17 protein-coding genes are annotated in these 21,525 nt (G+C 66.8%); 12 read left to right on the forward strand and 5 right to left on the reverse strand.

The window, feature by feature from the left end:
• The 3 genes from C7401_RS01930 to C7401_RS01940 are packed head-to-tail and all read right to left on the reverse strand — an operon-like array spanning position 1 to position 4,705.
• Positions 1–951, reverse strand: a complete 951-nt coding sequence (locus C7401_RS01930) for a dimethyl sulfoxide reductase anchor subunit family protein (RefSeq protein WP_112169647.1) — start codon at positions 949–951, stop codon at positions 1–3.
• Positions 952–1,836, reverse strand: coding sequence for a 4Fe-4S dicluster domain-containing protein (locus C7401_RS01935; RefSeq protein WP_112169648.1), 885 nt, complete (start codon positions 1,834–1,836; stop codon positions 952–954).
• Positions 1,837–1,849: 13 nt separating this feature from the next.
• Complete coding sequence (locus tag C7401_RS01940) at positions 1,850–4,705, reverse strand: molybdopterin oxidoreductase family protein (RefSeq protein WP_112169790.1); 2,856 nt, start codon at positions 4,703–4,705, stop codon at positions 1,850–1,852.
• Positions 4,706–5,167: 462 nt separating this feature from the next.
• Here C7401_RS01940 and C7401_RS01945 point away from each other — a divergent pair, with 462 nt between their 5' ends.
• A complete protein-coding gene (locus C7401_RS01945) occupies positions 5,168–6,340 on the forward strand; it encodes a porin (protein ID WP_112169649.1) in 1,173 nt (390 codons plus the stop codon).
• A 280-nt stretch (positions 6,341–6,620) separates the two neighbouring features.
• Positions 6,621–7,028 (forward strand): DUF3597 domain-containing protein, encoded by a 408-nt coding sequence (locus C7401_RS01950; RefSeq protein ID WP_112169650.1) that lies wholly within the window; start codon positions 6,621–6,623, stop codon positions 7,026–7,028.
• Between the two features lie 117 nt (positions 7,029–7,145).
• On the opposite strand, the gene C7401_RS01955 is transcribed toward C7401_RS01950, so the two are convergent.
• Positions 7,146–8,006, reverse strand: coding sequence for a hypothetical protein (locus tag C7401_RS01955; RefSeq protein WP_258396798.1), 861 nt, complete (start codon positions 8,004–8,006; stop codon positions 7,146–7,148).
• Between the two features lie 395 nt (positions 8,007–8,401).
• Here C7401_RS01955 and C7401_RS01960 point away from each other — a divergent pair, with 395 nt between their 5' ends.
• Entirely contained in the window at positions 8,402–10,078 is a 1,677-nt protein-coding gene (locus C7401_RS01960) for a purple acid phosphatase family protein (protein WP_112169651.1), read from the forward strand.
• 107 nt (positions 10,079–10,185) lie between these two features.
• Here C7401_RS01960 and shc read toward each other — a convergent pair whose 3' ends face one another.
• On the reverse strand, positions 10,186–12,222 hold the full coding sequence (gene shc / locus C7401_RS01965) for a squalene--hopene cyclase (protein WP_258396799.1): 2,037 nt from the start codon (positions 12,220–12,222) through the stop codon (positions 10,186–10,188).
• Positions 12,223–12,286: 64 nt separating this feature from the next.
• On the opposite strand from shc, the gene C7401_RS01970 reads away from it, so the two are divergent.
• From C7401_RS01970 to C7401_RS02010, 9 genes are all read left to right on the forward strand, one after another.
• Positions 12,287–13,072, forward strand: a complete 786-nt coding sequence (locus tag C7401_RS01970; protein ID WP_112169792.1) for a TetR/AcrR family transcriptional regulator — start codon at positions 12,287–12,289, stop codon at positions 13,070–13,072.
• Between the two features lie 103 nt (positions 13,073–13,175).
• A complete protein-coding gene (locus C7401_RS01975; RefSeq protein WP_112169793.1) occupies positions 13,176–14,135 on the forward strand; it encodes a 4-hydroxyproline epimerase in 960 nt (319 codons plus the stop codon).
• Positions 14,132–15,292, forward strand: a complete 1,161-nt coding sequence (locus C7401_RS01980) for an NAD(P)/FAD-dependent oxidoreductase (protein WP_309251980.1) — start codon at positions 14,132–14,134, stop codon at positions 15,290–15,292. The genes C7401_RS01975 and C7401_RS01980 overlap by 4 nt, the downstream gene beginning before the upstream one ends.
• Complete coding sequence (locus C7401_RS01985) at positions 15,285–15,557, forward strand: 2Fe-2S iron-sulfur cluster-binding protein (protein WP_112169653.1); 273 nt, start codon at positions 15,285–15,287, stop codon at positions 15,555–15,557. Before C7401_RS01980 ends, C7401_RS01985 begins: the two co-directional genes overlap by 8 nt.
• Entirely contained in the window at positions 15,554–16,822 is a 1,269-nt protein-coding gene (locus tag C7401_RS01990; RefSeq protein ID WP_112169654.1) for an FAD-dependent oxidoreductase, read from the forward strand. The genes C7401_RS01985 and C7401_RS01990 overlap by 4 nt, the downstream gene beginning before the upstream one ends.
• A gap of 88 nt (positions 16,823–16,910) precedes the next feature.
• On the forward strand, positions 16,911–17,693 hold the full coding sequence (locus C7401_RS01995; RefSeq protein WP_224042789.1) for an AraC family transcriptional regulator: 783 nt from the start codon (positions 16,911–16,913) through the stop codon (positions 17,691–17,693).
• A 169-nt stretch (positions 17,694–17,862) separates the two neighbouring features.
• Positions 17,863–18,777 (forward strand): dihydrodipicolinate synthase family protein, encoded by a 915-nt coding sequence (locus tag C7401_RS02000; protein ID WP_112169655.1) that lies wholly within the window; start codon positions 17,863–17,865, stop codon positions 18,775–18,777.
• Positions 18,778–18,862: 85 nt separating this feature from the next.
• Positions 18,863–19,885 carry an Ldh family oxidoreductase gene (locus tag C7401_RS02005; RefSeq protein WP_112169656.1) on the forward strand — a complete coding sequence of 341 codons (1,023 nt, stop codon included), beginning with the start codon at positions 18,863–18,865 and terminating at the stop codon, positions 19,883–19,885.
• Between the two features lie 200 nt (positions 19,886–20,085).
• A complete protein-coding gene (locus C7401_RS02010; protein ID WP_258396800.1) occupies positions 20,086–21,522 on the forward strand; it encodes a TolC family protein in 1,437 nt (478 codons plus the stop codon).
• Positions 21,523–21,525: the final 3 nt, after the last annotated feature.

The following is a 21,525-nucleotide window of genomic DNA, read 5'->3' on the forward strand; positions in this document are numbered from 1 at the left end:
TCAGGCTGCGCGCTGGTAGTACAGGTTTTGCGGATGGCGCGCCTGTGCGAAGAAGAACCAGCGCTCCGCGAGGAGCCCCAGGTACTGCACGACGCACGCCGCGAGGAGCAGTGTCGCGGAAAGCGGATGGAGCCCCTGCGCAACGAGCGCGAGCGGCACGAGGAACGCGCCCAGCAGAAAGCCCCACTTCACGCGGCGCAGGGTCGCGTCCGACTGGCCGTGAAAGAACTCGCGCAGGTTGAACGCGCTTGCCGTGAAGCCGCGCGAAATCTGCCGCACCTTGCTCGCTTGAATACCGGTGGCGCTTTGCAGCGTCGAGCGCGGGCGCAAGCGTTCATTGCGCGCGAGCGTGGCCACGCGACTCACGCAGCCGGCCACCGTGAGCACGCATGCGGCGAGCCCCAGGCCCGGTGCGATATCGGGCGCGAGCCACGCGGCGCACGCCGTTGCGATCGTGAAGCCCGAAGCGCAACCGAGCAGCAGGAAGTTCACGAGCGTGAGCGGCGTGGCCCACTCCTGAAGGAAGCGCAGGCACGCGTAGATCATCGCAGTGCAGAAGAAAAGCCCGAGACTCGCGAGCACGGCAAGCGCGCCGATGGCGAGCGACCACGGCGCATTCATCCAGTGAGCGAGCCCGTACAGAAACGTCGTGCCGAGAAACACGGGCAGCGCGAGGCATTCGCGCGAGAGCCACGACGTGCGCCACATGGCAACCGCGCGCCACGCGCGCTCCGGGTGACCCAGATGGAAGAACGACGCGAGGAGCCCCAGCCCGCCGAGCACGAGCGCCAGCGCCGCGCCGAATTCATAAAAGGACGGCGGCACGTGAAGTAACGCACGCCAGGCGGGATGCAAACGCATGAGCAGTTCCGCGCCAAAAAGCGCGATTACGAGCCCCTGGCCCGCACCCGAAAGCGTGGTCAGGAAGACGACGGAAAATGCGGGTCTCATTCAAATCTCCTGGGTCGCCGCGGGGCGCGTGCGAGCGAACAGCGACTTCACGCGGGTTGCGAGGGCAGCCAGATTGAGCTTGCCCGCGTCTGGCTGATGATTACGCTGATCGCGCTGATCGGGCCGCTTCGTGCGCGGCGCGGCCGGCACGCCGCGCCGGATCGCCAGACTCACGAGGTCGATCGGTGCGCCCGAATCCGGCGCATTCACGGGTGCGGCCGCCGATGCCTCGCCGCCGCATCCACATGAACCTGAGCCGCAACCGCTCGCGGTCTTCTGGCGCGGCAGATAGTGGTTGGACGGCTTCGTCCCCCACTCCGGCATGAGCTGATAGCCGCCGCGCGCCTGGATCGCCTTCGAGGCATCCGACTCGGGATCGTGAATGTCACCGAAAATGCGCGCCGATGTCGGGCACGCGAGCACGCAGGCCGGCTTGCGGTCGCGTTCGGGCAGCGCTTCGTTGTAGATGCGGTCCGCGCACAGCGTGCACTTGGTCATCTCCTGGCGGGCTTCGTCGAGTTCGCGCGCGCCATAGGGGCAAGCCCATGAGCAATACTTGCAGCCAATGCACTTGTCGTAGTCGACGAGCACGAGCCCGTCTTCCTTGCGCTTGAAGCTTGCCCCGGTCGGACACACCGGCACGCACGGCGGATCTTCGCAATGCAGGCACGATTTCGGAAAGTGGATGGTGTCCGAGTCGGGGAACTCACCGGCTTCATAGGTCTGCACGCGGTTGAAGAACGTGCCCGATGGATCGGCGTCATAGGGCCGCACATCGGAGAGGCTGCCCGCCTGACCCGAGGTATTCCACTCCTTGCAGCTCGTCACGCAGGCATGGCACCCCACACAAACGTTCAGGTCGATCACCAGCGCCATTTGAGTCATTTCGGGGTCCTCCTTACTTGCGCTTTGCGGCATTGCGCAGACGCGCGGCGAATGCGCCGCGTCCCGCGAAATACGCCTGGATCCGCCCGACCGGCCCGGTCGAGCCCGGCAAGGGCTGCATCGGCGCGAACTGCGGCAACGTGTGGTCGGCATCGGCCTCGGCCGGATAGACGCGCACACGCACGTCGTACCACGCGGCCTGCCCCGTGACCGGATCGGAGTTCGAGACGCGCCGCGCGCCGTCGCCGGTGGGCAGTTCCTCGGTGATCAGGTGATTGAGCAGGAAGCCGCGTTGCGATTCGTTGGCATCGGGGCCCAGATTCCACGCGCCGGCCGCCTTGCCGATGGCGTTCCAGGTCCACACCGTGCCGGGCTCGACGGCTTCGCTGTAACGCGCCATGCAGCGCACTTTGCCCCATTGCGATTCGACGTAGATCCAGCCGCCGTCCGCGATGCCGCTTGCCTGCGCCGTGCGCGGATTGACGTACAGATAGTTTTCGCCGTGAATCTGCCGCAGCCACGCGTTTTGCGAGTCCCACGAGTGATACATGGCCATGGGGCGCTGCGTGATCGCCGCCAGCGGGAAGCGTTCGAGATCGGTCGTGGCGAGTTCCAGCGGCGCATACCAGAACGGCAGCGGATCGAAATAACGCTCCACGCGCTCGCGCAGATGCTCCGGCGGCCTGCGCCCCTGCGTCTTGCCCTGCGCCGCGAGCCGGAACTTCTGCATAACGTCCGAGTAGAGCTGGATAAGGATAGGCTCGCCAAACTTTCGAAAGCCCTTCTCGACCGCGAACTGCAAGTATGGCCCGTTCACGTTGCGCATGTACTGAATCTCCTCGGGCAACGTGTAGTGGAATACGCAGTTATGCTTCGCATACTGCTCCCACTGGCGCGGGTTCGGCTCGCCCACGAGCGCCTTGTCGCCATCCTTGCCGCGCCAGCCGATCAGGAAGCCGACGCCCGAGTCCGGCGCGGTCTGGAAGTTGACGACAAAGTCCGGATAGTCCTTGAACTTGCGCTCGCCGTCGGCCTTCATGAAGGCGGGCAACTTCAGGCGGCCCGCGAGTTCGACGAGCACTTCCTGGAACGGCCGGCATTCGCCGGTTCGCGGCAGCACGGGCACGCGCACGGAGTCGATGGGCCCGTCGAATTCGGAAATCGGCCGGTCGAGCATCGACATCGCGTCGTGGCGTTCGAGGTACGTCGTATCCGGCAGGATCAGATCGGCGAACGCCGTCATCTCCGACTGGAAGGCGTCGCACACCACGAGGAACGGAATCTTGTACTGACCGTCGGGCCCGCGGTCGGTCAGCATCTTGCGGACCTCGCCCGTGTTCATCGACGAGTTCCAGGCCATGTTGGCCATGAAGATCAGCAAGGTGTCGATGGGGTACGGGTCGCCGCGCCACGCGTTCGTGATGACGTTGTGCATCAGCCCATGCACCGCGAGCGGATACTCCCACGAGAAGGCCTTGTCGATACGTACCGGCTCGCCCGTTTCGTCGATGAAAAGATCGCCGGGCGCGGCGGGCCAGCCGAGCGGGCCGGAAGGCAGCGGCGTATTGGGCTTGACATCGTTCGGACTGCTGGGCGGTTTCGCCGAGGGCGGCACGGCGCGCGGATACGGCGACTTGTGCCGGAAGCCGCCCGGCCGGTCGATGGTGCCGAGCAGCGACATCAGCACGGCGAGCGCGCGGATCGACTGAAAGCCGTTTGAATGCGCGGCCAGCCCGCGCATGGCGTGAAACGCGATGGGGTTGCCCGTCACGCTCTCGTGCTTCACGCCCCAGGCGTCGGTCCATTCGATCGGCAGCGTGATCTTGTGCTCGCGCGCGGTTTGCGCCATTTCGGCCGCGAGGCGGCGAATGGTGTGCGCCGGGATGCCGGTGATCTCCTGCGCCCATTCCGGCGTCGTTTCGGCCACGCGCTCGCGCAGGAGCGCGAACGAGGGCGCGACGGGCGTGCCGTCGTCGAGCACATAGCGGCCGTCGAGCGCGGGCTGCGCACCCGGGGCATGGTGTGGCACCGCCCGGTTCGAGTTCACGTCCCACCACAGGTGGTTTTGCGGGAACAGCGGATTGCTCACGGCTTGGGCGGGGTCCTCCACGAACAGGCCAAACGTCTCGCTTTGCTCGCGCATGTCGAGCAGTTCGCCCGCGTTGGTGTAGCGCGCGACGAATTCATGGTCGTACGCGTCGGCCTTGATCAGCTCATGAATCAGCGCCATGAAAAGCGCGCCGTCCGTGCCGGGGCGAATGGGCACCCACTCGTCGGCAATGGCCGCGTAACCGGTGCGCACGGGATTGATCGCGATGAAACGGCCGCCCGCGCGCTTGAACTTCGAAATCGCAATCTTCAGCGGATTCGAATGGTGGTCCTCCGCCGTGCCGATCATGAAAAACAGCTTCGCGCGGTCGAGGTCCGGGCCGCCGAACTCCCAGAACGAACCGCCGATCGTGTAGATCATGCCCGCCGCCATGTTCGCTGAACAGAAGCCGCCGTGCGCCGCGTAGTTCGGGGTGCCGAACTGCTTCGCGAAGAGGCCCGTGAGCGCCTGCATCTGGTCGCGGCCCGTGAACAGCGCGAATTTTTTGGGGTCGGTTGCGCGCAGGTGCGCGAGGCGCTTTTCCAGCGTGTCGAGCGCCACCTCCCACGAAACCGGCTCGAATTGCGCCTCGCCGCGCAGCGCGCCCTCTTTGCGCATGAGCGGTTGCGTGAGCCGCGCCGGCGAATACTGCTTCATGATCCCCGACGAGCCCTTTGCGCAGATCACCCCCTGATTGAGCGGGTGCTCCGGGTTGCCGTCGATATAGCGAACCTCGCCGTCGCGCAGGTGCACGCGAATACCGCAGCGGCACGCGCACATGTAGCAGGTCGTGGTCTTGATATCCAGCTTTTCGTCTTGCGTTCGGGTGCCGTGGTCCACGAGGGGCCTCCATTTCCGTCAGGTGCAGGCGCGGGCGCGTCCGGCGCACGCAGTCCATGCGGAAGAAATGGTATGCCCGCGTGCTTGTCTGCTCAACCTTGCATTTCGGATATCAGTCATCACGGTTTCCGATACTTTCCATCAGCTTGCGGTGCATCATGGCAAACCGCAGTTGGATGATTTGTCAACCACATGAGCGAGCATGGCACGCTGCGTTCATGAAGCGATTGCATCAGAAAGCTAAACGAAGTTTCATTTTTCGGGCCATTTTCGACACGTCCGCGTCATCGCCCTTGCCTAAATTCTCGGTTCCGCCACACAGCCTGAATCATCTTGAATCGGATTCCTGATCATGACCTTCGTCCGTGCCTGCGGTGATTCATCCTTTTCTACGGGACCGAAATGAAAAAAGCGTTGTTGAACATCCTTGCTCTCGCCGCCGCGGCAGTCTCCGCGGGCGCTCACGCGCAAAGCAGCGTCACGCTCTACGGCACGATCGACGCCGGCCTCGACTACGTGAGCAACCAGAAGTCGTCCACCGGCCATGGCCCAACGTGGGGCATGCAGTCCGGCAACGTGAGCACGAGCCGCTGGGGCCTGCGCGGCGCAGAAGATCTGGGCGGCGGCCTGAAGGCGGTGTTCGACCTCGAGAACGGCTTCTCGGTGGTCAACGGCAAGGGCTCGAACGGCGGCTATATTTTCGGCCGGCAAGCGTGGGTGGGTCTCTCCAGCGACCAGTACGGCACGCTCACGCTCGGCCGCCAGTACGACGCGCTGGTGGACATGATCGCACCGATGTCGGCCACGGGCTCGGGCTTCGGCGGCAACATCGCGATGCACCCGTTCGACAACGACAACCTGAATAACGACGTGCGCATGAACAACGCCGTCAAGTTCCGCAGCGCGATTTACGCGGGCTTCCAGGTGGAAGGCGCCTATGCGTTCAGCAACCAGGGCGGCGGCTTCTCGAACAACAACGCCTACACGATGGGCGCTTCGTGGAACGGCGGCCCGATCAATCTGGCCGTGGCGTACTTCCAGGGCAACGAGCCCGGCTCGACCACGAACGGCGCACTGAGCGCGGGCAGCGGCACCGACAACGACCCGATGTTCGTGGCCGCGCGCACGCGCACGCTCGGCGCGGGCGGCAGCTACACGATCGGACCGGCGAAGGTCGGCCTCGTGTTCACGCGCACGATGGTCGCCTCGCCCACGCAGATCGCCCAGGGCGGCTCGCTCAACGCCTTCAACGCCGACTACCTGACGTTCAATAACTTCGAAGTGAACGGCCGCTACTCGCTCACGCCGCAACTGAGCCTGGGCGGCGCGTACACCTACACGGACGGCTCGGTCAGCCGCTCGGAAGGCAACGCCTCGCCGCACTGGAACCAGTTCATGCTTCAGGCCGACTATGCGCTCAGCCGCCGCACCGATCTCTACCTGGAGGGCGTGTATCAGCGTGTTTCCGGCGCGCAGGGCATTCCGGTGCTCGGCAACGCGTCGATCTACAACCTCGCGGCATCGTCGAGCAATACGCAGGCGGTCGTCGCGGCGGGCATGCGCCTGAAGTTCTGAAACCGTGTTTGTGCTTTGCCGGCGTTAGCGCTGGTTTAGCGCGCCAGGAGCCGCGAGTCGATCGAGTCGCGGCTCCTGCTATTTTGGCGTTCTTTTTTCGGGTCCGACTGCATCAGCAATCCGCCGATATTCATTCGCCTGGCACCCGAGTCCCGCATTCTTGACCATTCCTGTACATTGCGGCACGCGAACTGCGTCATACTTGTCGCCCTGTTGCCGCGCGGTTCATCGTGGCGCCAGGTTTGCCAACAGGCCAACTTCTGTGACAAAGGATAGAGAAATGAGTATCTTTGGTGACATCGTCAACAAGCTGTTCCACAAAGCCAAGCCGGATGCCGCGCCGCCCGCCGTCGAACCGACGCCGGACCCCGCGGTCGCCCAGGCCGCCTCGCCCGACTCCGCTGCCGCACCGGCACCGGCGCCGCTGGCCGATGTGGACGTAGCCGCCGTGATGGACCAGTTGGTCTCGGAAAGCGGTCAGACGTTGAACTGGCGCACGTCCATTGTCGACACGATGAAGGCGCTGGGCGTCGACAGCAGCCTCGAGCACCGCAAGCAACTCGCGCAGGAACTCAAGTTCTCCGGCGACATGAACGACTCGGCTTCGATGAACGTCTGGCTGCACGGCCAGGTGATGACGGCGCTGGCCGCTAACGGCGGCAAGCTGCCCGCCGATCTGGCCGGCTAATCAGGCCGTCCCGACAGGGGTCCGCTTCACCCCGCCACATTCAACACGCATGAATGGGTGGCGCGGTCCCCGCCGCGCTGGCGCACGGGCCCGCAAACGCCCGGCGCAGCCAGGCGTTTATTCGTAACGCTGCTGCGCAGCGGACCATTTGAACGTGCGCCGCCATTTCCCGCCCCCTTTCGCCCGAAGCTGAAGATCGTGATAGCCGCCGGTCACGGTGGGAAGAACGGTGAGCGCGTTCGCCGCGTCCGATACGTCGTGGCTACGTGTGCCGTCTTTGTGCCAATCGCCCGCGAGCATCTTGTCGAACGCCATCGGCTGCGCGAAGACGACGCGCAGCGTCTTGCCGTCGATCGCGAAGAGATACAGCGCTTCGAAATCGGCGCCGCCGCCCGCGTAACCCTCGCTCCATCCTGCACGCACGCCAAACGCGTAGTCGCCCGTACGAAGCTGGTACGCCGCGAGATCGAAGCGGGACCAGGTGGACGGCATGGCTTCCTGTGCGCTCGCCGCGTCACCTGAGTCGAGCGCGACCGGCAGATCGATGTTCGTGTTGCTCCAGTCGGTTGGCGTGGCGACAGGCGATTCAGTTCGCGCCACGAGTCGCGGTGCGCCCGCGCCGGAGCTTTCAAACACGCCGAACCATACCCGCCGCGTGTCGTTGTCGTTGCCGCCGAGATCCTCGCACGAGCCCGGTGAAGACTTCAGCGCGGTTGCGGCAAGTTCCGGACTGTTCGCGAGACAAATCACGGCGACGTAGCTGTTCGGCCGCGCGGGCCAGGGCTTCGCGCCCGCGAGCACGACGCTGCGCACGTCCTGCCCCGGCGCCAGTTGCTCAACGAGCAATGCGGGGGTGAAGCCCGCGGGCAGCTTTGTGCCGAAGCCGTCGGGTTGCGGGGCGCCGCCCATCGACTGGTCGAACATTTTGCGGGCGTCCGTGGTGTGCATGGCGCCGCGCACGCCGGAAAGGGAATGCACCGTTGTGTCCGCGCAGGCGGTGGCGCCATATACCGCGAAAGTGAAAGCTGCGAGGGCGAAAGAGTGACGAAGCGGCGCGCGATGTGTCATGGCAATAGCATGAATTGAATTGCGCACCATTATCGCGGAGCGGATTGCAGTTTCATCCTGTTTTTACCCGGCCGCGCGCCTCGGCCATCACCGTTGCGACCCGTTCGGCATAACGCGTCGGCAGACGGTCCGCCTCGGCGCAAAACAGGACGCAATGAAGGGGGCGATAAAAGATGTCATCGCGAGGTCATGCAGGCGCGCCATCGTTGCGCCTACACTCACCCTGCGATGCTTGCGCCCGCGCGCATCAGTCATGCTCGGCCGCCGGAGCAGGCTTCGCCCTTCCGCTCGCGAGGCGAGACAAGATGACGAAAAAAGACATCCCCGAGAATACCGCCACCGAGGCCGCCGGCGTATCGCGCCGTGGCTTCCTCAAGCTCGCGGGCGCTTCCGGCTTCGCGAGCGCGGCCGGTGCTTTCGCGGGCGGCGCGAAAGCCGACGCCGCCACGCCCGACGGCACACCCGAGCAAGTCCACCTCACGTGGGGCGACGACCCCACGCACGAAGTCGTCGTTTCGTGGGCCTCGCTCGCCGCCTCCACGAATCCGCGCGTGATCTACAGCGCCGATCGCGGCCGCCGCGAGACGGTGCACGCCGTTCAGCGCACCTATACGGACGGTCTCACGGGCGTCGTCGTGTTTGCTTATCACGCGCGTTTGCGCGGCCTGGCGCCGGCCACGACCTACCGCTACGAAGTCACGGCCGACAACGACAGCCGTGCAGGCAGCCCCTTCAGTTCGAGTTTCGCCACTGCACCGCGCGGACGTGCACCGTTTCGCTTCACGAGCTACGGCGACCTCGCCACGCCGAACACCGGCTGGGTGCTCTCCTCGCCGCAAAGCCGTTTCGCCGTGGAAGCGGTGGAGCGCTTCCAGCCGCTCTTTCATCTGCTCAATGGCGACCTCTGCTACGCGAACCTGAATCCCGCGCACCAGACCGAGGTGTGGCGCGACTTCGCGAACAACAATCAGACCTCGTCGGCGAACCGGCCGTGGATGCCCTGCCCCGGCAATCACGAGATCGAGTTCTACAACGGCGCACAGGGCCTCGATTCTTATCTCACCCGCTACACGCTGCCCGATAACGGCACGCGCTTCGCGGGCCGCTGGTACAGCTTTCGCGTGAGCAACGTGCTGTTCGTCTCGCTCGACGCCGACGACGTGGTCTATCAGGACGCCGCCGCCTTCGTGGCCGGCCCCGCGCCGCTCACGCCCGCCGCGAGCACGGGCAACGCGCCCATCGCGCCGGGCACGTCGTTCTATGTGCGCGGCTACAGCAACGGCGAGCAGACGCACTGGCTCGAACGCACGCTCAAGCAGGCGAAGCACGACGACGACATCGACTGGATCGTGGTGCAGATGCACCAGGACGCGCTCAGTTCGTCGAAAACGGGGAATGGCTCGGACAAGGGCATACGCGAAGCATGGCTGCCGCTTTTCGACCGCTATGGCGTGGACCTCGTGGTGTGCGGCCACGATCACGACTACGAGCGCAGCTACCCGGTGCGCGGCTGCAACCATCACGCGGGCGTCGATGCGAAAACGGGCGTGAGCGTCGACACGCTCCAGCCGCGTCCCGTTACGCACGCCCAGGGCGCGGGCAACACGTTTGACACGAGCCACGGCACGATCCACCTGATCCTCGGCGGCGGCGGCACGAGCGCACCGCTCGACGTGTATGGCGTGGATGTGGGCAACGGCAATCCGCAGGCACAGGTGTTCACGAAGCCCAACCACCCGGTGCCGGGCACGACCGCAGGCGCCTTCGTGCGTCCCACGGCCGACGCGCTCGAAGACGCCATCTGGTCGGCGCAGCGCGATACGGGCACGGGCTACGGCATCGCGGTGTTCGACGTCGACCCCGGCACGCATGGCGGCAAGACGACGATCACGATGAACTACTATCACGCACCGGGCGCGGATCAAACGCCCACCGGCAACTACGAGTTGTTCGAAACGATCACGCTCGCGAAGTCGCGTTGAAGTTGCGGCGAAGCTGCGTTGAAGTTGCGTTGCAGTTGCGTCCAGTTTCGACGCGGCGTAGAAGCAAAAACGCGGGGCGCTTGCGCCCCGCGTTGCTATCCAACTGATCAAACTGCCGCGAGCGCTTCTTCCGGCTCACGCACCGGCAGCGCATTCCCCGCCAGCCGCCGATAACGCGAGAGCGCCCACAACGGGAAATACGCCGTATACCCGTGGTACTTGAGGTAGTAAATGCGTGGGAACCCCGGCGCGTTGTGCGAGCGATGCCACCAGAACCCATCGCCCCCCTGCACGCCGAGCAGATAGCTCACGCCGCGCCGAACCGATTCGGATTCCCAATCACCGAAGGCCATTTGCGCGAGCAGCGCCCACGCCGTGAAGTTCGACGCACTTTCGCCGCCGTTCGTACCCGCGAGCCGCGCATCGATATAGCTGTCGTTGGTCTCGCCCCAGCCGCCGTCCGCGTTTTGTTGCGTACGCAACCAGGCGAGCGCACGCGCGATATACGGTTGCCGCGGGTCTTCGCCCGCGAGCGCGAGGCCCGCCAGCACGCTCCACGTGCCGTAGATGTAGTTGGTGCCCCAACGGCCCCACCAACTGCCGTCGGGTTGCTGCGTGGCCTTCACGTACTCGATGGCGCGCGCGAGCGCCGGCTTGTCCTCGGCGCGGCCCGTCACGCCGAAGCACAGCAGCACGCGGCCCGAAACATCTTCGGTAGGCGGGTCGAGCAACGCGCCGTGGTCGGCGAACGGGATAGCGTTCAGATAGAGGCGATCGCAGTCGGCGTCGAAGGCCGCGAAGCCGCCGTTGCGCGATTGCAGGCCGCGCATCCAGTCGAGCGCAAGCGCCACGCGCCGCGCGTACGGGTCCACGCCGGTTTCGCGCGCCTGTGCGAGGCCGCGTCGATGGAGCATGGCCACGACCACGGCCGTATCGTCGATGTCGGGGTAGTACGGGTTCTCGTACTGGAAAGCCCAGCCGCCTGCCGGCGTGCCGGGCCGCGCGTTCTCGATCCAGTCGCCGCGCACGTCATCCACCTGGCGCTCCGCCAGCCACTCGTAAGCCCGCGTGATGCGTTGCTGCAACTCCCCATCGGAAATCGTCGCCGCGGCGGGTTCGGCAGGCGTGACGGTGCGGGCCTGCTCCAGCGCCATCGTGCTCCACGCGGTGTCCCATACCGGCGAAAGACAAGGCTGGCAGTAGACGCTGCCGTCGGGCCGCTCGATGAGCAGCTTTTCCAGCGCGTCTTCGCAATCGCGGCGCAGCGGGTGATCTTCAGGATACCCGAGCACCTGCATCATCTGGTAGCTGTAGACGATGGGCGGAAAGATGCCGCCCATGCCGTCCTCGCCGTTCATACGCTCGGCGCACCAGGCCTCGGCATGCTTGATGGCGCGCCGGCGCAGCCCGTTCGGCAGCAGCGGCTCGATACGGCGCAGCACGCGGTCGGCCGCGAGAAAGAACCGGCGGATGCCCTTGCCGCGCGGGAAATATTCGCTCTCCTCGTCGGGCGGCGTGACGAACAGTTCGGCGATCGAGACGTTGTGCGGGTTCGCCGCGCGCGCCTTCAGCGAGCACAGCGCGAGCAGCGGCACCATGGTCGTGCGCGCCCAGTAGGCGACCTTGTACATCGAGATCGGCACCCATTTGGGGAACAGCACGAACTCGATCGGCATGAACGGCGTGGCGCGCCACGGCACCTGGCCGAAGGTGGCGAGCAGGATGCGCGTGAACACGTTCGACTTCGCCGCGCCGCCGAGCTTCAGGATGGTTTCGCGCGCGCGCACCATGTGCGGCGCGTTGGCGGCGTCGCCCGCCGCCTTCAGCGCGAAGTACGCCTTCACGCTGCACGAGACATCGGGCGCGCCATCCACGTAAAGATCCCACGCGCCGTGCGTTTGCAAACGCTGAATGTCGCGCAGGTAGCGCGCCATCTTTTCCTGGCGGACCCCGTCGACCTTGCCCATGAAATGCATCATGAGGATGTATTCGGCGGTGATCGTGGCGTCCGATTCGAGTTCGAAGCACCAGCTTCCGTCGTCGTCCTGCATCCGGACGAGCGCTTCGCGGCCGCGAACGATGGAAGCGTCGAGCGCCGCCATGGACGCCGCCGAGGCGGAAAATGGCGAGTTGGAATTTTTCATCGGCGAATCATACCATCCGTACGGAATGTTTAGCCGCCACGCCCGCAATGGTATGATCGGCTCCATGAAAGACTCCTCCGTCAAGGCGCCGGCGCGCGCGACACGGCGCGGCGCGAAGGCGGCTGACGCGCCGCCCGCTGCGGCCACCCTCACCGCCGCGACTCCCGATTCGCCCAAGCTCTCCAAAGCCCCGAAGCCCTCGAAGGCAGTCAAATCCGCTTCCCCGCGCGACGACGCCACGCCGCCCACGCCGCCCACGAGCACGCCGGCCGCCGGCACGCGCCGCAAGAAGGCCCCGATCCAGGTGCGCGCCCAGCTCTTGCAGGCCGCCTCCGATATCGCCACCGACCAGGGCGTGCCGTCCGTCACGCTAGACGCCGTGGCCGAACGCGCGGGCGTGACCAAGGGCGCGCTGCAATATCACTTCGCCAACAAGCAGGGCTTGCTCGACGCCCTCTTCGAGCAGACGCTGGAGCGCTTCGAACAGCAGATGCACGCGCGCATCGAAGCGGGCGTGGCCACTGGCGCGCCGCAGCACGGCGCCGCCGCGCGCGCGTACCTGCACACCACCATCGACGAAACGAGCCCGGCGGCCAGCACCAACGTGCTGCGCGTGCTGGTGGCCGCGATGATGACCGACCCCGCGATTCGCGAGCGTTACGCCGCGCCCATGCGCAAGTGGACGCGCCCCGACCCGCTGCCGCTCGAAGCCGCCGCCCGCCTGATGATCTGCCGTCTCGCGGCGGACGGCCTGTGGATCTCCGATCTGCTCGGCTACCAGAGCATGCCGCCGCGCCTGCGCGACGAAGTCGTGCGCCAGCTTGAGCAGTTCGTGCTCGCCGGGAGCTAGGCGAACCCTGGCGCGCCGGTCCCCACGGCCGCCGCGCACTATGCCGAAATCGTCGTCGCCTGCGGGCCGTTCGAGCAAGACGCCCAAAATGGGGCGACCTACGATTGTCGGCATGAAAACCCTGACCGTTATCGACTCCCACACGGGCGGCGAGCCGACCCGCCTCGTGATCGCAGGCGGCCCCGAGCTTGGCCACGGCCCGCTCGCCGAACGCCTCGACCTGTTTCGCCGCGACTTCGACCACGTGCGCGCGGGCGTCGTCAACGAGCCGCGCGGCTCGGACGTGATGGTCGGCGCGCTGCTTTGCGAGCCGCACGATCCGTCCTGCTCGGCGGGCGTGATCTTCTTCAACAACGTCGGCTTTCTCGGCATGTGCGGCCACGGCACCATCGGCCTCGTCGCGTCGCTCGCTTATCTCGGCCGCATCGCGGCCGGGGTGCATCGCATCGAAACGCCGGTGGGCGTGGTCGAAGCCGAGTTGCACGACAATGGCGCCGTGACCGTGCGCAACGTGCCCGCCTATCGTTACCGTCAAGCCGTGCCGCTCGACGTGCCCGGCTACGGCCGCGTGCATGGCGACATCGCCTGGGGCGGCAACTGGTTCTTCCTCGTCGCCGACCACAATCTCCCGCTCGAAGCGGGCAACGTCGAAGCGCTCACCGAGGCCACGTGGGCCATGCGCCAGGCGCTCGAAGCGAACGGCATTACCGGCGCGGACGGCGCGTTGATCGACCACGTCGAGCTTTTCGCGCATCCCGATGTTGACGGCGTGGACAGCCGCAATTTCGTGCTGTGTCCCGGCAAGGCCTACGACCGCTCGCCTTGCGGCACCGGCACGAGCGCGAAGATCGCCTGCCTCGCCGCGAACGGCGAACTCGCGCCTGGCGCGCTGTGGCGGCAGGAAAGCATCATCGGCAGCGTGTTCGAGGCGAGCTACGAAGCCACGCCCGACCTCCCGGCAGGGTATGTGCGCCCGAGCATTCGCGGCAACGCGCATATTAGCGCGGAGTCCAAACTGATTTTCGCCGACGACGATCCGTTCGCCTGGGGCATTCGCACGTGATCGAGCGGTCGAGCGGACACCCCGATGTCGTCGTGATCGGCGCGGGCATCGTGGGCGCGGCGTGCGCCCACGAACTCGCCGCGCAAGGCCTCGACGTGCTCGTGATCGAGCGCGCGGGCGTGGGTGCGGGCGTAACGGCTGCGGGCATGGGTCATCTCGTCGTGATGGACGACACGCCCGAAGAATTCGCACTGAGCGCGTGGTCGCGCATGCTGTGGCACGAGCTTGCGCCGCGCCTCGATGCGCGCCATGCGTTCGTGCGTTGCGGCACGCTCTGGGTCGCCGCCGACGAGGAGGAGCAAACGCTCGCGCAAACACGACAGCAAGCGCTGCAACGCCAGGGCATCACCTGCTCGATGCTGGACACGCAACAACTGCGCGAAGCGGAGCCCGGCCTGCGCGAGGGACTGGTGGGCGGCATGATCGTCGACGACGACGCCGTGGTCTACGCGCCCGCCGTTTCTGCATGGCTGCTCGAACAACCGGTGAGCGGCCGCATCGTTTGCCGCACGCAAACGCAGGTCACGCAGATCGACCGCGCGGGCGTGCATCTCGCCAACGGCGAAACGATCGCCACGGGCGCGGTGCTGGTGGCGAACGGTCTTCAGGCGCTCGACCTCATGCCGCGCTTGCCGCTACAGGCAAAAAAAGGCCATTTGCTCATTACCGACCGCTACCCCGGCACGATCCGCCATCAGATTCTCGAACTCGGCTATATCAAGAGCGCGCACAACGCGAGCGGCACCTCGGTCGCGTTCAACGTGCAGCCGCGCCCGACCGGGCAATTGCTGATCGGCTCGTCGCGCCAGTTCGACAGCACCGATCCCGCAATCGAACCAGCCATTCTCGCGCGCATGCTGCAACGCGCCGCCGAATATCTGCCGCAACTGCCCGCGCTCAACGCCATTCGCGCGTGGACGGGCTTTCGCCCGGCATCGAGCGACGGCATGCCGCTGATCGGCCCCGCCGCTGCGTTCGCCGCGCCCCAGAGCCATCCGTCCACGTGGCTCGCCACCGGCCACGAAGGCCTGGGCGTGACCACCGCGCTCGGCACGGCGAAACTGATCGCCGCGCAAATGCTCGGCCACGCCGCCGCGATCGATGCGACGCCGTATCTCCCCGCCCGCTTTGCCGCTCAGGGAACCGCACATGGCTGAACTCGTAACGTTGAGCGTCGATGGACGCAGCGTGAGCGTTGCGGCGGGCACGTCGGTGGCGGCCGCCATCGCGGTCGCGGCGCTCGCGCAGCACGCGCCGCTCGTCACGCGCCGCTCCGTGAGCGGCGCGCTGCGCGGGCCGTTGTGCGGCATGGGTATTTGCCAGGAATGCCGCGTCACCATCGACGGCACGCCGTATCGGCTCGCGTGCCAGTCGGTCTGCGCCGAAGGCATGCACATCGTCACCGGAAATACGGCGCCATGAATTTCGACATCCTGATCATTGGCGCGGGGCCCGCCGGACTGAGCGCGGCGCACACCGCCGCGCAAGCCGGTGCGAGCGTTGGCGTCATCGACGACAATCCGCTGCCCGGCGGCCAGATCTGGCGTCAGGGGCCCGAGCATCGCGCGAGCGGCGCCGCGCGCGCCTTGCTCGACGCGCTAAAGGCGCGCCCCAACGTCACGCTGCTCAGCGGCACCCGTTTCGTGCAGGCGCTGCCGGGCCGCCAACTGCTCGCCGAAAGCGCCGACCGTGCGCTCGTGCTCGCGTATGGCAAGCTCATCGTCGCCTCGGGCGCGCGTGAGCGCTTCCTGCCCTACCCCGGCTGGACCTTGCCCGGCGTCACCGGCGCGGGCGGCTTGCAGGCGCTCATCAAAGGCGGCATGCCCGTGCGCGGCGAGCGCATCGTGATCGCGGGCAGCGGGCCGCTGCTATGGGCCGCCGCGCTCACGGCGCACCAGCACGGCGCGTCCATCGCCGCAATCGTCGAGCAGGCGCCGCCGCACGCCGTGCGCCGCTTCGCGACGGGCCTCGTGCACACGCCCGCGAAACTCGCGCAGGCGCTGCGCATGCGCTTCGACCTGCGCGCCACGCCTTACTGGTGCGGCGCGCACGTTGCCGAAGCGCTCGGCACATCGCGCATCACGCAGGTCCGCGTTCGGCGCGGCGAAGCGGAAATGCGCGTCGATTGCGACCGGCTCGCGTGCGCCTATGGTCTCGTACCGAATACGGGCATCGGCGCGGCGCTCGGTTGCGCACTGCAAACGCATGCGGGCTCGCCCGCCATCGCCGTGAACGAATGGCAGCGGACCTCCGTTGACGATATCCACGCGGCCGGCGAATGCACGGGCGTGGGCGGCATGGAACTCGCGGCTGTGGAGGGGCGCATTGCGGCACACGCCGCGCTCGGCGACGCCGACGGCGCGCGCCGGTTGTTCGCCGTGCGCGAACGTTACCGCCGCTTTGCGGCGCGCCTGCACGAAGCGTTCGAACTCGCGCCCGCGCTGCGCACGCTCGCGCGGGCCGACACCGTATTCTGCCGTTGCGAGGACGTCGCTTTCGGCGACGTCGCGCACCATGCCTCCTGGCGCGACGCCAAGCTGCAAACGCGCTGCGGCATGGGGCCCTGCCAGGGCAAGATTTGCGGCGAGGCGGCGGCTTTCTGCTTCGGCTGGCCGCAAAACGGCCAGCGCCCGCCGTTTTCGCCCGCGCGCATCGACACCTTGCTGCACGCCCAGACCGGGGCATAGCGCGGCACGGGTTATTGATCGCGGATGCGCCAGCGCGCGCGAGACGGCACAATAGCGGTTTCCCGTCTATCGCTCCGCGCGCTTCGCGATGCCCGAACTGGTCCTGCCCGCCACCCTCGAAAACGCCACGTTTGCGCAGATGGTCGCGCATTTCGCCATGCTCGAACCGCTGTTCGACGCCATGCCGGACGTGGTGTTCTTCGTGAAGGATCACGAAGCGCGCTACGTGATCGCGAACACCACGCTCGCCGCGCGCTGCGGTTTCAAGGACAAGCGCGCCCTCGTCGGCAAGACGGCCGAACAGGTGTTTCCCTCGCGCTTCGGGCACAGCTACACCGCACAGGACCAGGCCGTCGTGCGGCTCGACAGCCGCCTCATCGATCAACTCGAACTGCATCTATATCCCGGGCGGCATCCGGGCTGGTGCCTCACATCCAAGGTGCCGCTGCACGACACGCAGGGCCGCGTGCTGGGCGTGGCCGGCATTTCGCGCGACTTGCAGGCCGCCGAAGGCACGCATCCCGCCTATCAGCGGCTCGCGGTCGCGGCGAAGTACATCCAGGACAACTATGCGCAACCGCTCAAGCTCGCGCACCTGGCCAAACTCATCAACATGTCGGTCGCGCAGATCGAGCGTTACTTCCACAAGATCTTTCACCTCACGCCGCGCCAGATGCTGCTGAAAACACGGCTCGACGCGGCCTCCGTGCTGCTCGCGAGCGACCTGAGCATCACCGACATCGCCACGCAATGCGGCTATAACGATCACAGCGCGTTCACGCGGCAATTCAAGGCCACGGTGGGCATCACCCCGAGCCAGTACCGCGCGCTGCTGCAAGCGCCCGAGGGCGGCGCAACGCCGCGCGGCTGAGCTTTCCGGCGATTTTCCCAGGGTTCACCCTGGGCCGCGCGAGACTATGCAGATTTCGTCTCTTTGAGGTGCGAAAGCCCTCAAGCGCCGGACGATTTGGACAGCGATACTCCACTCATATTCAACAGGTACCGGCGCGAGCCGCTACGTATTCAAGGAGTGAGTCACAGTGAGCGCTATCCAGTGGAGCGGGGTGTTTCCCGCCGTCAGCACCCAGTTCAAGGCGGACTTCTCGGTTGATATCGACGCCACGCACCGGGTGGTGAGCAATCTCGTCAAGGACGGCGTGTCGGGCCTCGTGGTGTGCGGCACCGTCGGCGAGAACACTTCGCTCGCGACGAACGAAAAGCTTGCCGTGATCGAGGCCGCGCGCGACGCCGCCGGTGGCAAGGTGCCCGTGATCGCCGGTATTGCCGAATTCACCACCGAGTTCGCGCGTCAGACCGTGAAGGAAGCGGCGCGCGTGGGCGTGGACGGCGTGATGGTCATGCCCGCCCTCGTGTATTCGTCGAAGCCGCACGAAACGGCCGCGCATTTCCGCGCCGTGGCTTCGAGCACCGACGTGCCGGTGATGGTCTACAACAACCCGCCGATCTACAAGAACGACGTGACGCCCGATATCCTGATCGCTCTTCAGGATTGCGAAAATATCGTCTGCTTCAAGGACTCCTCGGGCGACACGCGCCGCTTCATCGACCTGCGCAACGCCGTGGGCGACCGCTTCGTGCTGTTCGCGGGCCTTGACGACGTGGTGGTCGAAAGCGTGGCCGTGGGCGCGCAGGGCTGGGTCTCGGGCATGTCGAACGTGTTCCCGAAGGAAGGCGAAACGCTCTTCCGCCTCGCGAAGCAAAAGCGTTTCGACGAAGCGCTCGCGCTGTATCGCTGGTTCATGCCGCTCCTGCACCTCGACGCGCGCCCCGACCTCGTGCAGTGCATCAAGCTGTGCGAGGAGCTCGTCGGCCGCGGCAGCGCGATCACGCGCCCGCCGCGCCTCGCGCTCGAAGGCGAAGCGCTCGCGCACGTGAAGGCCGTGGTCGAAAAGGCGCTCGCCACGCGCCCCGCGCTGCCGGACGTGGGCCTCTAAGCCCAACGCATTGCACCACGCGAAACCGGGCCGCCAGGGCCCGGTTTGTTTTTTTGCAGGCCACGCGATATCGACACCCACCACCATGACTGACACGTCCACGCACGTCGTTCTCACGCTCGACGAAGTCTTCGCGCTCGCGCGCAACGTGCTGCTGCGGCACGGCATGTCCGAAGCGCATGCCGCGGCCATCGCGCGCGTCATCACCCAGGGCCAGCGCGACGAATGCCACTCGCACGGCATCTACCGCCTGCTCGTTTGCGCGCGCTCGCTCAAGAGCGGCAAGGTCGACGCGCGCGCCGAACCCACGCTACGCGACATCGCGCCCGGCGTGCTGGCCGTCGACGCGCACTACGGCTTCTCCCTGCTCGCCTTCGAAACCGGCCTGCCCGTGCTCGCACAGAAGGCGCGCAGCCAGGGCATAGCGGCGATGGCGATCAACCGCTGCTTCCACTTCTCCGCGCTCTGGCCGGAAGTCGAAGCCATCGCCGCGCACGGACTCGTGGGCCTCGCGATGAACCCGAGCCATAGCTGGGTCGCGCCCGCGGGCGGCACGCGCGGCGTGTTCGGCACGAATCCGCTGGCGTTCGCGTGGCCGCGCGAAGGCGGCCTGCCGTTCGTGTTCGACTTCGCGACCAGCGCGATCGCGCGCGGCGACATCGAGCTGCACGCGCGCGAGGGCAAGTCCATTCCGCCGCACTGGGCGCTCGACAGCGAAGGCCAGCCGACCACCGACGCGCGCGCCGCGCTGGAAGGCGCGATGCAGACATTCGGCGGCCACAAGGGTTCGGCGCTCGCGGCCATGATCGAGTTGCTCGCGGGCGCGTTGATCGGCGACCTCACGAGCATGGAGTCGCAAACGTTCGACGGCGGCTCGGGCGCGAGCCCCTGTCACGGCGAACTCGTCATCGCCATCGACCCGCACCGCTTTGGCGGCGACGGTCATGCGGCCGGTCAGGCGCGCGCCGAGCAACTGTTCGACGCCATCACGGCGCAAGGCGCGCGCCTGCCGTCGCAGCGCCGCTTCGAGGCACGCGAGCGCAGCGAACGCGAAGGCGTGAAGGTGCCGCGCGCGCTCTACGACGACGTGCTGAAATTGCTCGACTGAAGCCGGTGCGACGTCGCCACATTACGCTCGCGCAGCGCACTGACCCCGCGCAAATGCGAAGTCAATGCCCAACACGCGCGAGCGTGACTTAAGCGTTACCTAAGGGTTACCCCTGCACAATCCGCGGCATTCAACCTGGCGTATGCATACCCTGCGCCGTGTGTTTCCGCCACGCTTTTTGCCTTGTGCCAGGAGTCCCCTTGCCCCGCCTGCTGCCCTGCCCGCCGGCGCGCGCGCGCGGCGTTGCGCTGGCCGCCGCCTGCGCCGTCTGTTTCGCCGCGACGCTCACCGGCTGCACCACGTATCGCGCGCAACCGTTGGCCTCGCACGCATCGTTGATCGACGCGAATGCGCTCGCGCGCGTGCAGATCGATCCCGCGACCATGCCGCTGCCCGAGCTGGCCGCGCACCGCTTCGACCCGGCAAACGGCTTCGACATCGAAGACGTCGCCATGCTCGCGGTCGCGAACAATCCCGACCTCAGGCTCGCACGCGACGATCTCGGCATCGCGCAGGCCCAGGCCTATTCGGCGGGCTTGCTGCCGGACCCGCAGGTCGCCATTTCCAGCGACTATCCGGGCCAGCTCGGCCTGTCTCGCGCATTCAGCTACGGCTTGAGCATGGACGTGATGGCGCTCGTCACGCGCAGCGCCAACTTGCATTCGGCCGAAGCCACCGTGCACAAAACCGATCTCGGCCTGCTCTGGCAAGAGTGGCAGGTCGTGGCGCAAGCGCGCCAGTTGTTCGTCAAGGCGCGCTATCAGGACGCCGTGCTGCCGCTGCTTGCGCAGCAGGAAGAACTGGCGCGCATGCGCCATGAGCGTACCGAGCGTGCCGCACAAGCCCACAACGTGACCGCGGATGTCGTTGCAGGCACACTCGTCTCGCTGCAAGACGCGCGCAAGCAATACGCGGACATGCAACTGGCGCGCGAGCAAACCCGCCACGACCTGAACGCGCTGCTCGGCCTCGCGCCCGATGTCGAACTGCCGCTCGTGGGACCGGATGCGCTTGATGCACTCGATACGATCGCACCGACGCCCGATGCGACCGTCGATGCGGCCATGGCCGCGCTGCCCGCGCGCCGCCCCGACCTGCTCGCGCTGAAGGCGGGTTACGAAGCGCAGGAAGCGAAGTATCGCGCGGCGATCCTCAACCAGTTTCCCAGTCTTTCCGTGGGCTTCGTGCGTGCGCGCGATACTTCGGAGATCTACACGAGCGGCTTCCAGATCAGCCTGAGCCTGCCCATCTTCAATCGCAATCGCGGCAACATCGCGATCGAGCAGGCCACGCGCACGCGCCTCGCGGACGAATACCAGACGCGTCTGAACGCCGCCGTGGCCGACACGGCGCACCTGCGCGCAAACGGCGCGATCATCGCCCGCCAGCTTGCCGACGCCGAGGCCTCGCTGCCGCCCTTGCAGCGCAGCGCGGAGCGTGCCCACGACGCCTACACGGCGCGCAGCATCACGCTCGGCCAGTACACGGACGCGCAGTCTGCCGCGCTCGCGCGCGCAATCGACGTCGCCACGCTGCGCGAGTCGCTTGCGGAACAGCGTGTCGGGCTGCAAGCCCTGCTCGGCAGCGCGATTCCGGACCCTGCCTCCGCCCCGACGCTCCCCATCGCCAACCGTTGACCT

Source organism: Paraburkholderia unamae, from assembly GCF_003268775.1.
GTDB classification, from domain to species: Bacteria; Pseudomonadota; Gammaproteobacteria; order Burkholderiales; family Burkholderiaceae; genus Paraburkholderia; species Paraburkholderia unamae.